Origin of the sequence: Singulisphaera photorubra (genome assembly GCF_045290345.1) — a bacterium.
GTDB lineage: Bacteria > Planctomycetota > Planctomycetia > Isosphaerales > Isosphaeraceae > Singulisphaera.
In genome coordinates this window covers 2,129,265-2,142,361 of record NZ_CP155447.1, presented here as the reverse complement: position 1 = coordinate 2,142,361, position 13,097 = coordinate 2,129,265, and the positions used below count along the sequence as shown (strand labels likewise).

The window sequence follows — 13,097 nt, the reverse complement described above, 5'->3', positions numbered from 1 at the left end:
CCTGCCCAGTGTTCATCCTCGAGACGCAACGCGTCCTCACCTTCCACTCTAGGACATCTTTTCCGGACCGCAAGAAAAAGATGTTGCGTTTGGGAATCATTGATCCCTACGTTCCGTTTTCCTGGATCTGGCGGTGCTCAAAATCCCTGGCGGGCGCGTGGGAATTCTTCAAGATTCCCATGTGCGGGTGGGACGCCCACGGCCCGAACAAAGGCAGAGAAAAAATCGCGCACTTGGCCGGAAATTGAGCTCGGTCAGCCAGGTTCTCCGGGGGCCGGCGGCACGATAGCGCGTGCCCCGGCCAGTCGGGCATGACTTTCCTGATCGGTGTTATGGCCGATCCCAGGGGGCGGTCATGGTTGGCCGATTCACAAACCGCTTCATCGCAATTTTGAGTTGCGTGCCACTCCCCGGCGCCAGCCGGACCGTAAATCTGTTGTCATTGATCGGGGTCACGGTATCGCCTGATCCCGAGACGGCGAGGAACTGGTGTTCGGCGTAGGCCCCGGCCTGGACGACGAGTGTCCGCTCCACGACCTGGCTGGTGTTGACGAGGGAAAGCGTCACGCTGTCGCTCGTCATGGCTTCCACGAGCGCGGCGACGTCTTCGGGAACTCCGGCGCGGCGGGCGATCGGATCGAAGTAACGCAGTCGGCAATGCAAAACTGAGGCGCGCCGCGTGATGTGCAGCCCCCCTTGCATCAACTCGATCAAGGCGGTCACGCTCGCCGGGTTGTACTCCATCGGGTCGTCGGCAAGCCGGGTGTCGGGGGAGGTGGTGTCCTCGCGCATTCCCTCGACGCGCTGACGGATCCGCGAGAGGTCGCCACGCAAGGCGCGGACCGGGTAGTCGGCGTCTCCACCATCGAGGTAGTTGAGCCAGGGATCACCGGCCGTGGCCGCACGATCGGCAGGCTTCATCGACAGGTAGTAGATTTCCCGGGCATTCAACCGATAAGGCCCCGGCTCATAGGCGTACCAGCCGTCGTCGCCGTACATCCGGGGGGTCAACTGTTTACCCTCCTGCGTCTTGCCGTTCGCGTTGATCACCTCGGCCTGCTTGCGCCAGAGGTCGAGGTAGCGGTCGTTACCGGTCAGCAAATAGGCATTCATGAAACCGATGAATGACCAGTGGACTCGGTTGCGATGATCCTGAAGGCCGGTCTGCGGAACCCGCACGGTGAACGCCCAACCATAGGTTCCACCGTACCACTTGCCGTCGCTCGCCCCCCCGATCTTCCCGTCGAGGCCAATGTTGCTGGGAATGACGCCGCCGTTGGCTTCCATGCGCCCTGCCCAGGCGTCAACATACTCGAGCAGCCACCGCCGGTACTTCTCTTCGTGGGTGAGCATGTAGGCATTCAAGGCCAAACTCGTCGCCAAGAGATTCAGCGGGTGGTCGCCGACAATGTCAGTGTACTCCTGAAAATGCGCGAGCATCTCGTCATAGCTTCGCTCACCGTGGCCAAGTTTGAACCGACTCTCGACCTCGATCGGGTCACCGGCCCAATCCCTGGCCGTCGCCCTGCGGAGCAGAGGGCCGCGGCTCCCGTTAAAAAGGCTGCGGATGATCTTCTGCTCCGGGTCGTAATTCGGCGCTCCGGGATCTTCGTTCATGTAGAACCCGGCGAAGCGCCGGACACGGTGCCGGAACTTCACGTCTTCCGGGTCAGAAAGCCCCTGCAAGTTGAAGACGGAGAGTCCTTCCGCATTGTGCTGCCAGTCAAACATCACCGGGAATTCTTTGTAGTACATACCGTCGACAGCCAGCGGAACCTGTTTCGTCCTGGCCACGGTAAACTGCCGTAAGTGTCCCTCCCAGGCCTTCTTATACATTTGAAGGACCTTCTCAGGAGCGCCGAGGGCGTGGAGATGAGGCCAGTCGTTGCAGTTCTCGATCGCGTCGTCCGGACCGTCGTCTCCCCCCCAGCGCTCAACGCATTCCAGGTATCCCTTGTCGTCGAAGTACCGTGCAAAAAACTCCTCGCAGGCCGCCGTATTGGCTCGGAACAGCTCCCGCTCCAGAAGCGCCCATTCCGGAGGTGTGATCGGCGACGCAACGCGGATCGTGACCCCGCCCGCCCCAGGCAGCGGCAAAACCATCAGGAAAACCGCCAGGCTCCAGACCACGCGTCGTAAACGGCTCCTCATTGCATCTCCGCTTCTTCGCATAAATATTCCTGAATAATCGCGTATCAGACTGGTCGGACCAATACCCATCAAAAGCCAACTTCACCACCGCGAACCTGGGTCCGTGCCTCGGCGCCCCCCAGTCTAATCTCAAGGGCCTCTGTCGCGTGAGACGGATGGCCAGGCCTGACAATTTTGCATCGTGAACCGGGAGGCACCTCCGTCTTCACAAACCCACCAATCCATTCAGCTATCCCTCTTATTCACACGCCCAATCACGATGCATACAATGCCATCAGGAATCAAGAAAACCAGAGAGAGCCAGGGAGGTTCTCCGGCGACCGATCCCCCCAACCAGACCAATACGGAGCGGGATGACATGACGTGTAAATTAAGGACGATTGCGAAGGCGGGGGCATTTGCGGCCATCCTCTGGTTGGGTCCGCTGCCGGCTCACGGCCAGGTTTCATTCCGCGGTGCAGGATATTATGGAGGGGGCACTTACCTGGGAGGTGGCTATTCCTTCGAGCGATTCAGCGTCTATTCCTGGGGCAATCCGCTGAATTCTTCCGGCTACAACTATGGCATGCCCTATCGCTTTGGCTATGGTTATGGCGTGCCCTACGGCTACGGTTATGGCCTACCCTACGGCTTCGAACCTTCGCCGATTCCTTATCCCACCTTTACGCCGGCCTTGTACCCGTTCTTCACCTACGTCACATCGGCCCAGAACAGTCCGACTCCGAAAACGATTGAGCCGGCCAGGTCCACCCGTTATCCGTCCGAGAACATCCCCACCAGGAGCGGGCCGGTCGACGATTCCAGGTCTGAACTGGTCCCCTCGACCAGGCCACGCGAAACAGGCGTCCCCCGGCGACTCATCGTGTATCGGGCGGACAGTCCCCGCCAGGACGAAGCCAGGCGACCACCGCAAATGCAAACCGGCCAGTTGATCGTCACGCGATCGACAGCCCCCTGAGTGACGGAGAGAGCGAAGGCGCGATCGACGACCTTGGCCCTCCGTCAGATCGGCCCTACGGATCAAGGTCGAGTTCCAGGTCGGGATCGACCAGCCGACGGAGCAGGCGTCCCCACTTGCGAGGGACGCGGGTGCGGCCGAATTCGCTCAGTCGAGGGACGAACTGAGGCCAAGTCAGGACGGTCAGGCAGGAGGCGTCCTGGAGGATGGCGACCAGGACCCGCCCGCGGTAGACAGCCAGGACCGCGACGGCCCCGTTGTCGGCGTTCCGGCCAAGTCGGCGCGTGCGGCGGAGCGTCGCCCGCAGCGCCAACTCGGAATCGACCGGATCGCCCCCGAACCGTTCCTGGAACCGTTCGAGGGCGTGCCGGGTCAGTCGGATCGAACTGTAATCGCGCTGGCCCGAGGGGAGCATCGTTTTCCCTACGGAACGACGAGCGCAGAGGAGGCTTGCCCTCACTTCGAGGAAGCGTCCACCTGGCCGGTGGCCGCCCATTCGACCCCTCTCCGCATCCACTGCTGGTAATTCTTGTCCGACATCGCCTCGGTGTCGTGCCCCAGCGCGTTATTGAAGACACGCCCCTTGCCGTACTGGTTCACCCAGATCACAGCCTCATCGATCCCGGTGCCTTGCGGCTTCGTCGGATCGCAGTACGCGGTGGCCAGGACAAGGCTCCCGCGGGTCCGCATCGAGGCCGAGTAAAGCTCGTCGATGGTATGGTCGAACTTCGCCGGAGCGCCGTCGCTGATCGGGTGCTTGACCTCGGTCTTCTTGACGGGAAACTCATGCTTGGGGCCGTGATACCCCTGGGTTCGCCAGCCACCGGCAATCGCCTGCTCATACTCTTTCCAGTTCGGGTTGGCGAACGCCGCCGAGGCAAAGTGGTGGACGACCAGGCCCTTGCCCCCCTCCTTGACCGCCTTGAGGAACGCGGCTTTGTTGGCGTCCGACCAGCGGGATTCCTCGCTCCCCTGCGGCGTGTCCTTGTAGTTGAGCAGGAGCACGTCGTACTTGGCAAGGTTCTCGTCGTTGAGATCCTTGCTCGGTGCAGCCGTCACGTCGACCTTGAATCGCCCCCCCTCCGAGAGCAAGCCCTTGAGCGCCTGCGTCGTACCGGGCCAATCATGGCCTTTGACGTTGTCTCCCGTGATGATCAAGACCTTGATGGGCTCGGCCGCGGGAGTGGCGGCTGGAGCCGCGAAGGTGGCGGCCAGGGCCGCGCACGCCATCAAAAAACGAGTCATGATGCGAGTTCCTTGGGACAACAGGGAAAGCACAAGAGTTCCACAACCGCAACGGGGATCACTTCACTTCATCGAGCGCGATCGGGCCGAAGGCAGGCACGGCCATATCCAGGGCGTCGACCAGGTTGCAGTACGGATCAAGCCCGTAGCCGTACCAGAGTTTGGCTCCCTCGGGAATCGCGCCCGAGAGTTGAAGGATCACGGAGTCTTTCAAGGGGCCAACGGCCGCGTCGAAAATCAAAGGGATCTCGGTCCCGTCGTCCTTACGGATCGAAAACCCACCAATATGCCGCGCAGGCCGAAGGCCATCGATCGGTGCCGTGGCCGAATGCGTTGGGGAGGCCTCTCTCCCGTTGCGCTGCGGACCCGCCGCACGGGGGCTGCCAACGGCTCGGTTGACCCCTTTGAACTTGAGGACGAGGGTGTTGTTGGCCCGCTTGCTGACCCGATCGAGGGTGGGCGTGCTCGCTCCGATCTGCCCGAAAAGCTCGCGCTGGGCGATCCGGGCGAGGCGGCCGCCGAGCCGCTTCAAACCGGGCGTGCCGACGTGGATCAGGTCGTCGAGTTCCAGGTCGATTGCGGTGACAACGGCCGTGCCGGAAACACGGTCGGGGATCAAACGCTGGGCGTCCCGCACGACGTTCCAGCCCTGGGGGTCGGCTGAGGAGATGTACCGGCCGATCTGGACGTAGTAGAACGGCAGTTCAGGCTGCTCGAGATCCGCGCGGACGGCTCCGATGAAGTTGGTGAAGTTCTCGGCGAACTTGGCGGCGGCCGGTTGCATGGCGTCGCTCTCCCCTTGATACCAGAGGATTCCGCGAACTTTTCCACCGGCGAGCTTGATTTGTCGGAGCATCGAGCCGTAGAGGCTCTTTCCCCCTTCGCCCTTCTTGGCCGGATCCCACTGTTCCATGCTCGTGCCGCCATGGGCGCAAACGACCAGGCCGACCGGCACGTTGGTCGCGGCAGTCAGGGCGACACCAAACGGCAGGCCAAGCCCGGCCCCTTTGGTCCGGTCGCGGCGCTCGGCCTTGGAACGGGCCATACGATCGTCCGGGTTGCCCGAATGGACCGGGTCGGGGGAATCGACCAGCCAGTGGAGCGGCTCCTCGGCCTTGGCCCATTTGCCGTTCATGCCCAGCGCCAGGACGCGGTCCGAGGGGGGAGTCACGTCCGTCAGGTTGCCAACCCCTTGCATGTTCGACTGACCGGCCAGAACCCAGAGGTCGCCGACAAAGATCGGTCCGATCGTGGCCGTTCGGGCTCTGCTGAAACCTCGTTCCTGGTCGCGCTTTGTGCCGACCGTGATACTGATCTGGTACGGTCCCCCGATCGGGACATTCACGATCTTGCCGTCACGGTAAACCGCGGGCTGGGAGGGGCCGCTTATCCCACCGATCCTCGCGAAGACGACCTCGTCGTCGCCCACCTCTTCGCCCAGCACGATCGGAATGTCCGCGTGGTCGCCCTCACCTCGCTGGTAGACCTGCCAGGCAACCGGCTCCTTGACGGCGAGGTTCTGCCCGAACCTCCTCTGCCGGAGGAGTTCTCGCGGGGTCTCGCGAGGCTCCGCCTTCTCGGCGAGACCGTCCTTGCGAGACTCCGCGGGCTTGTCCTCGACCGCCTGAGCTTGCGACAAGGAAGCAGCGGGCCGGGACAGCATCAGCGAAAGCCCAAGTACTGGCAACAAAAGCAGCGCGAGCGAAGTGCGCCGAGGACGTGGAGAGTCGGAGCAGCTTATCAAGGTCGCATCTCCTGGGCAGAATCCACCTTAGCAAAAACCGAACCAGGGCCGGATGACGGCCGGGGAACGGGTTCGTGCCCCATACTATGACGGGAGTCGATGAGGGGAAAGAGCTTGGATCAGCGAGGAGTCCAGGATTCCCCTTGAGCTTGGCGAGATTGAGCGATGGCCGTGATCGGCGAGCTTGATCCTCGTTACTGAGGAGCACGGCCAACCTGCCTCCCGATTTGGAGAAGTGTCTCCGCCCAACCAACTCCAATTTCTCCCATGCGGATCGTCAGGGCCAGGTCACTGATTCGGTCGATCCGGACGTCGACATCTGAACCAATTCGCCAGTCGCCCCTTAATTAAGCAAAAAAAATCTCCCGGACGGCTGCCCTAAGTGAGGGCCAAAGTGTCGGAGAGAAGTAAGTGGGGCAAGAGGTCGCAGGCGTTGATCTTCAATGCACACGCGGATTGTCGCCTCGGTCATCCTGGTCAGCGAAGGCGTTGCCGCGTTCTGTGGGAGCCAGTGAAACGATCATTGACTTAACTCAAGCAATTATTGCAAGACAATCCAGCATTTCACTTGAATGGCACAGCCCCGCTTTTTATCACATAACATCAAGCCAGAACTTACTAAGCTATCAACCCAACACAAATATCACCAAAAAGTGGAAACGCCCACCTGACTTTATCCAAACCCTCAACGCGGATGACAAGAGGGTCGGCAAGAGCACTTTCCAGAGAGGCCGCCAACCAGTATATTCGCTCCGAATCCACACCCCATAATTCCAAGCTGACCAGCAAGTCCACCCCCTTGACACTTGCGGCCGCTGCGACCAAGGAGGCAGCCGGGGTCATGACCAATCCGGAAGGCAGCCAGACAACGTTAGCCTCCGCACCTCCCGCGAAAACCTCGACGCGAAGGAACTGGCTGACCTCGATCCTCCTTGGGCTTGCCCTCCTCGGTATATTCCTCGGAAATCGCCGGGCAACGATCGGCACATACGACACCATTCTGAACGAATGGCTCCCTTATACGATAATCCGTGGGGACGGTCCTTTCCTCGATCGATTCCGCACCGCACTCGCCGAGCCGGGCCAAAAGCTCCCGTTTTATGCCGCATTGAGCCGCACACACGTCGTGTCCCGGTATCCGATCGGGCCTGCGGTGCTGGCGACGTCGATCACCTGGCCTCAGGTCTGGTATCTGGATCGATATGTCCCGAGTTGGGACCACAACGGCAACACGTTCCTCTGGTATTGCACGAGGATGTCCAAGAACACATCGGCGGTCATCGCCGCATTGACCGGGATCGTGTTGTATCAGATCCTCTGCGGCCTCGGCTTGGGCCGCGTGGCGGTACCGACGGTGCTGGCCGCCGCGCTGGGCACGGATCTCTGGTCGGTCGCGAGCCAGGCTCCCTGGCAGCACGGTCCGGCATCGCTGGCCTTGAGCATGGCCATCTGGCTCCTGCTTCCCCAGCCGGTGCCCCGCTGGCGGCTTGCCATGGCCGGGCTTGCGACGGCTGCGATGGTCACCTTTCGCTCCATCGACGTCCTCTTCGCCATCATTGTTCTGCTCTGGGTACTCCGGACTCAGCCCCGCGGCCTCGGCTGGTTCTTGTTGACGGCGGTGCCGATTGCCGCGACGTTGCTCGGGTACAATCTCTGGTATTTCAGCAGGATCGAGGGAGGCCAGCCGGACATTGAGGCACTCCACCCCATATTTCACGGGGTCGAGGGGATCTGGACGGGAAACCTGCTGGAAGGATTGACCGGGACGCTCCTGAGCCCAGCCCGGGGCCTATTCGTCTTCTCCCCTTGGATCGCTCTCACAGTGCTGGCCTTGCCGGCAACCGCACGCCGAATCCGTACGCACTCCATCGTGGCCTGGCTACTGGTCGGGCTGATTCCCTACCTCCTGATGCTGTCCAAGTACTCGGTGTGGTGGGCCGGTCATTCCTTCGGTCCACGCTACTGGATCGACGCGACTCCCTTGTTCGCCATCCTCCTCGGCTTTACGCTCGACTGGGCCCGAGAGCGGTGTCGTCCGCTCCTCCTCGTGTTCGCCGCCGCCATCGCCTGGTCGATCGCGCTCCAGACCATCGGCGCGTTCTACTACCCGAGTTCCTGGAATCTGGGACCACCGAACGTTGACCTCCACCACGAACGACTCTGGGACTGGCGCAACAACGAACTGAGACGCTGCTTGCAAGAGGGTCGGAAGGGCTGGTAGTTCACCGGCCGGAGCAAGTGTCATGGCAACTACCTATGTGCGGCCGGCTGGCCCCCGGCCTGACTACCGCCTGGTACTGTCCTTCGCTTGGGGGGACGACGCCGATTGCGATACCGACGGGAACGCCCGGCACCCCGCCGATCGCGGATGGACCGAGTTGTACGCCCAGAACCGATCCCGCCCCGAAGAGACCTTCGACGTCATCGCTGCCTGCGAAGCCCCGTTGGTCCTCGAGGTTAAGTCCCCAGTCGAATGGCTCGCTGCGGCGGTAGCCCACTTGCTGGCCGTGGAGACGGCGGGAAGAGTCGCGACCGATCCGCACGGCCCCTTCACTCTGGCGAGCACCTTGCGGCCTCGCCTCGGCGATTTCGACGTGGAAGCGGCTTGGTCACGTTACTGGGGCAGCCCATTCCAAAGGGCCACGGCCGAGAATCCGTATCCCAACCTGAATCGATAAAATCCCGAAAAGCGCAGTCCTAGTCCAAGACGCGAATCCTGGTTGGTGAATCAAGCGAGCAGCGGACTGAGACGACAGCATGTCAGCACACGAAGTGTGTGCAACCAAATCTAGAATCCGGTTCGGCCCCTTCACGGAACGAGCATCGCCGCTCGCCTCAGAAGTTCTTGATGAGTTGGAAGATCGTCTGAGTCTCAAACGGCATTGGCCCCACCAATGGCACTTCCAGGCCGCCGAGCACGTACCACTCGTTCCCCAGGCCGAACCGAAACCCGGGCGTAATGCTGAAATAGGTGGAGTCGCCCCCCCCTAATTCCGTATGCAGGTTGGCCGCGGCGTAGTAGACGAAGTTCTTGAAGAAGCGCGCGTCGGCCGGGGTAATATAGTGTCCCACCGCCAACCGGGCATCGAAGGAGGTGAAGGGGCTCGGCGAGGCATTGAAGCCCGTCCAGGGGTTGTCCCGCTGCAACGTTGCGGCGGCCGACGAATAATTCGTGGGCACCGTCACGCCGACACCGCCCCGCACGACCCAGCGGTCGAACGGGTTGGCCCAGAACTCCAGGTCGGGCGAAAGGCTCGCCGCACCGTTGCCGTTGCGGGCGTTGCCGGTCGGCAGCCGGACGAACAGGTTGCTTGTCACGGTGTACCGACGATCCTCGGCCAGGAGGACGCGAGGCGCAATCGTCAGGTCGCCGAAATCGGTCCTGTTCCCTGCCCCTGTCGGCCGTGCGGCGTCGGGTGCCGATGTGACGAACGGCACGAACCAGCCGAGTTCGAACCGTCGGCTCAGCGGGGTGAAGAGGAAATAATTCCCGTTGTACGCGTCCCCACCCCCCGGCAAGTCACGGGCATAAGAGAACGAGAAGACGAACAGCCGGTAGAAAGCGCCATCGGCGTTATTGACCCAGGTCTGACGGGGGGCGTCCCCGGGGGCAGGTGCGTAGGGTTCATTCCATCCCTCGCTCAAGAGCGAGCCGACTCCGAGGGGCCTCCACGATCCGGGACGAAGCGGGCCGAAGAGCGAAGCGCCGGCCGTCTCCAAATACGATCGGGGCTCCTCCACACCGGCAGCCGCGTTCCCTTCCGCCGTCTGGATTCGCTCCTGGCCACGGACCGAACTTGAACACCAGAAGAGCTGGATCATGGCAAGGAATATCGCGATTCTCTCGAACACTCTAAAATTACCACATTCACATTTCCCGCCAGTATCAAATGACCTGATTTTCGCAGTCATCATGAGATCCGGATAAACGGGGGTTAGTCCACAGAAAAAGGAGGAGGAGGGGACGGCCTCATGAATCCCCTCCTCATTCAGCAACCCATAGAATATTCGGCATTATCGCCCATTCTCGTCGCTATTATTTGAGAGACCAGCCCAGAACGAGCAAGCACTGATACCTGGCTAGCGAAGGCGTCCGAGGCGGGCTCGGAGGCAAGATGAAGGTACACCTCCAGGCAAATCTGATAAATTGGGCGTCTTGCGTGCTCGTAACGGCAGCCATAGAATCTCTTTTCGATTTGCCTCCGTTGAGATTGCTTATTAGCCACCGAGCATCAGCATAATCGACATGCCACAATTCCATTTGCTCGCCAACTCTCACCATGCATATCAAAACCACTAACGCGATGGATAAACGCACGAAAAGGAGGGCGCATTTCAACCGGTCGCCTGATCCTCACGCCGCCCTGAGCTCGATGGGTTTTTGATATAAGAAATAGAATAAACGGACGGCTTCGCCTCTCATCTACATGGCGATGACGTTCCCAGCGGGAGGTTTGCATGGAGAGAGAATTCCACGCGGGAATCGGTCGGCGTAACAGAAAAGTGCGTCCGGCTCGCGGGCTTCAGCCGACGGCCTGGGTGGAGCGGCTCGAAGATAAAGCACTGCTGTCAACGGCGGTTAGCGTATTCCCAATCCCCCCGGCAGGCTCTATCAGCCCGCTGACATTGGGATCGGACGGCAATCTCTGGTATGAGCGAATCACGAGGTCCGGTGGAATCCTGAGCCTCCCGCTCACCGGGCGGATAGGACGGTCGACTTCATCCGGCCTGGTTTCCGAATACACGCTTCCTTCGGGCGGTTACCCCGTCAGCAACCTGACCGCCGGCCCGGACGGGAACCTCTGGTTCACGACGACCGTCAACGCCGACTTCGGGACTCCAATTTCAAGCTTCGTCGCTCGCGTCACCCCGTCCGGCGCGATCACCGAGTATCCGCTCTCCACAAGTGTCATTCGCACGAGCGATCTGATCGTCGGCCCCGATGGCAATCTCTGGTTTACCGAGTCGATTCCCAGCTCTGACGGGCTTTCCCCGCAGAGCCTGGTCGGCCGTGCGACCCCGTCGGGAGTCGTTTCCGAATTCGCTATACCCTCGGCCGCTAACGTAGGGAAGCTGACCGTCGGCTCCGATGGCAATCTCTGGTTTACCGGAACAGCCAACACATCTTCCGGTTCGCCATCGCCTGGACTCGTCGGCCGTGTGACACCAGCGGGTGTCGTTTCCGAATTCGCCCTGCCGCCGGCCGGATATATTAGCGATTTGACGCTTGGATCGGACGGAAACCTCTGGTTCACCGAAACGATTTATGAGTCTTCCGGGGCACCGACGTCGGGGTTGGTCGGCCGGGTGACACCAGCGGGCGTCGTTTCCGTGTACCCGCTCACCCCGGGCGGAATCGCGTCGACCCTCACGCTCGGATCGGACGGGAACCTCTGGTTCACCGAAACGGTTTATGGGCCTTCCCGGGGCCTCACATCGAGTCTCGTCGGCCATGTGACACCAGCGGGAGTCATTACCGAATACGCCCTTCCGTTGGTCGGTTATCTAAGCGATTTGACGGTCGGCTCGGATGGGAACTTCTGGTTCACCGAAACGGTTTATGGGCCTTCCGGCGCACTCTCGTCGAGTCTGGTTGGCCGCGTGACCCCGTCGGGAGTCGTTTCTGAATACCCGCTCGCCGTGAACAGCTATCCCACGAGCGATCTGACAATCGGCCCCGACGGTGATCTCTGGTTCATCGGGTTCGTTACCATGGCCGAGACGACCCCGGGGCTCTTCGTTGGTCGAGTGTCACCATCGGGCGCAATCTCCAGTTCCTTGGTCAGCGACGGCACCCCGCTACCGGAAGTCCAGGCCTCGACTCCGTGTACACGAGCCCGCTGACCGTCGGGTTGGATGGGAACCTCTGGTTCACGGTGACCGAGAACCATCGGTCCAGCCCGACCGCCTCGTTACCCCCAACCGGGTTTGCCATCGAGCGGGTCAACGTGGCCGCGTTCCCGATCCCTCAGCCGCTCTCGCCGACAGTCAGAAGCCTGCTCCGTACCGGCGTTCACACCCAGCCGACCCGCCTGGTGCTGACCTTCGACGCCGCAATGACTCCGAGCTCCGCGCAGAACACTCGAAACTACATCATCGTATTGAGCGGCCCCCGCGGTCGCGTCCGGCCGCACACTCGACCAGTCACAATCCGGCGGGCGAGTTATGACGCCGCATCCAACACTGTGACGCTGACGCCACGCCCCCGATTGCCGATCCACGGCTATTATCGCGTGATCGTCCGCGGAAGCCTCACCGGCACCAACGGAGCCCTCCTCGACGGCTCGGGCCACGGCCAGCCGGGAACCGATTACTCCGCCCTGCTTCACAAGTCAGGTCTAGTGACGCCATCCGCCGCCAAGCTACGGTCAGTCGCCCCGCGAGCAGTCCATTGAAGATCGAACATGAAACCGGTCAGCGGCCACGTCGGCTACCGCAAATCGTACCGGGGCAGGTTCTTGTCATGCGGAACGTGCCCCATTGGCGGAGCACGGTGATCCCGGCGCGGCTGCTGCTGACGTCCGGCGAGGCAGGCGTTACAATCGAACAATGAAGGTTCGGGGAACGCCGAATCCCCTCGTTTTTCTAGTCTTCAAGCGAGCTGCGCCCCAAATCATCACAAGATTCTCATATTTTACTTCATTTACTCACAAGGACTTAATGCGCAACTGATCTTGTATACAATGTGTTCCCGGGGCGATTTGCGGATGGGCGGAAATCCTTTGGGGCTTGAGTATCGCCGGCTGACAATAGAGAGAAATCCGATCCACACTGCACAAACATTCACAGAAAACTACGATTAAAGTGGGGACGTCATGAGCATCCTGGGCCATGGAATCTACAATCTCCCGGAGGCGGCGCGCCTGACCAGCCTCAAGCCGCAACGGGTCCGGGAATGGTTCCACGGGCGGTCAACGACGCAGGCCCTCAAGCCGGTATTTCGCAGCGATTACCAATCCGTGGGCGGCGATCGAGCAATCAGTTTCCACGATTTGATCG

General features: G+C 61.2%; 10 protein-coding genes. 5 read left to right on the top strand and 5 right to left on the bottom strand.

From position 1 onward, the window contains the following. Positions 1-330: 330 nt before the first annotated feature. Positions 331-2,151 carry a DUF8034 domain-containing protein gene (locus V5E97_RS08355; protein WP_406698864.1) on the bottom strand — a complete coding sequence of 607 codons (1,821 nt, stop codon included), beginning with the start codon at positions 2,149-2,151 and terminating at the stop codon, positions 331-333. 358 nt (positions 2,152-2,509) lie between these two features. Between V5E97_RS08355 and V5E97_RS08350 the strand changes: the two genes are divergently transcribed. Next, positions 2,510-3,109, top strand: coding sequence for a hypothetical protein (locus tag V5E97_RS08350; protein ID WP_406698863.1), 600 nt, complete (start codon positions 2,510-2,512; stop codon positions 3,107-3,109). Between the two features lie 55 nt (positions 3,110-3,164). Here V5E97_RS08350 and V5E97_RS08345 read toward each other — a convergent pair whose 3' ends face one another. From V5E97_RS08345 to V5E97_RS08335, 3 genes are read right to left on the bottom strand one after another with little or no spacing between them, the layout of a single operon-like run. Further along, entirely contained in the window at positions 3,165-3,524 is a 360-nt protein-coding gene (locus tag V5E97_RS08345) for a hypothetical protein (RefSeq protein WP_406698862.1), read from the bottom strand. 41 nt (positions 3,525-3,565) lie between these two features. Continuing rightward, positions 3,566-4,354 (bottom strand): ThuA domain-containing protein, encoded by a 789-nt coding sequence (locus V5E97_RS08340; RefSeq protein ID WP_406698861.1) that lies wholly within the window; start codon positions 4,352-4,354, stop codon positions 3,566-3,568. Positions 4,355-4,412: 58 nt separating this feature from the next. After that, positions 4,413-6,017 carry a sialate O-acetylesterase gene (locus tag V5E97_RS08335; protein ID WP_406698860.1) on the bottom strand — a complete coding sequence of 535 codons (1,605 nt, stop codon included), beginning with the start codon at positions 6,015-6,017 and terminating at the stop codon, positions 4,413-4,415. Positions 6,018-6,939: 922 nt separating this feature from the next. Here V5E97_RS08335 and V5E97_RS08330 point away from each other — a divergent pair. Together V5E97_RS08330 and V5E97_RS08325 are read left to right on the top strand one after the other, a co-directional pair. Next, entirely contained in the window at positions 6,940-8,319 is a 1,380-nt protein-coding gene (locus V5E97_RS08330; protein ID WP_406698859.1) for a hypothetical protein, read from the top strand. Between the two features lie 22 nt (positions 8,320-8,341). Further along, positions 8,342-8,776 carry a hypothetical protein gene (locus tag V5E97_RS08325; protein WP_406698858.1) on the top strand — a complete coding sequence of 145 codons (435 nt, stop codon included), beginning with the start codon at positions 8,342-8,344 and terminating at the stop codon, positions 8,774-8,776. Between the two features lie 157 nt (positions 8,777-8,933). On the opposite strand, the gene V5E97_RS08320 is transcribed toward V5E97_RS08325, so the two are convergent. Beyond that, a complete protein-coding gene (locus V5E97_RS08320) occupies positions 8,934-9,920 on the bottom strand; it encodes a hypothetical protein (protein ID WP_406698857.1) in 987 nt (328 codons plus the stop codon). Between the two features lie 636 nt (positions 9,921-10,556). On the opposite strand from V5E97_RS08320, the gene V5E97_RS08315 reads away from it, so the two are divergent. Beyond that, complete coding sequence (locus V5E97_RS08315) at positions 10,557-11,942, top strand: Vgb family protein (RefSeq protein WP_406698856.1); 1,386 nt, start codon at positions 10,557-10,559, stop codon at positions 11,940-11,942. Continuing rightward, entirely contained in the window at positions 11,924-12,493 is a 570-nt protein-coding gene (locus tag V5E97_RS08310; RefSeq protein WP_406698855.1) for an Ig-like domain-containing protein, read from the top strand. Before V5E97_RS08315 ends, V5E97_RS08310 begins: the two co-directional genes overlap by 19 nt. Positions 12,494-13,097 lie beyond the last annotated feature (604 nt).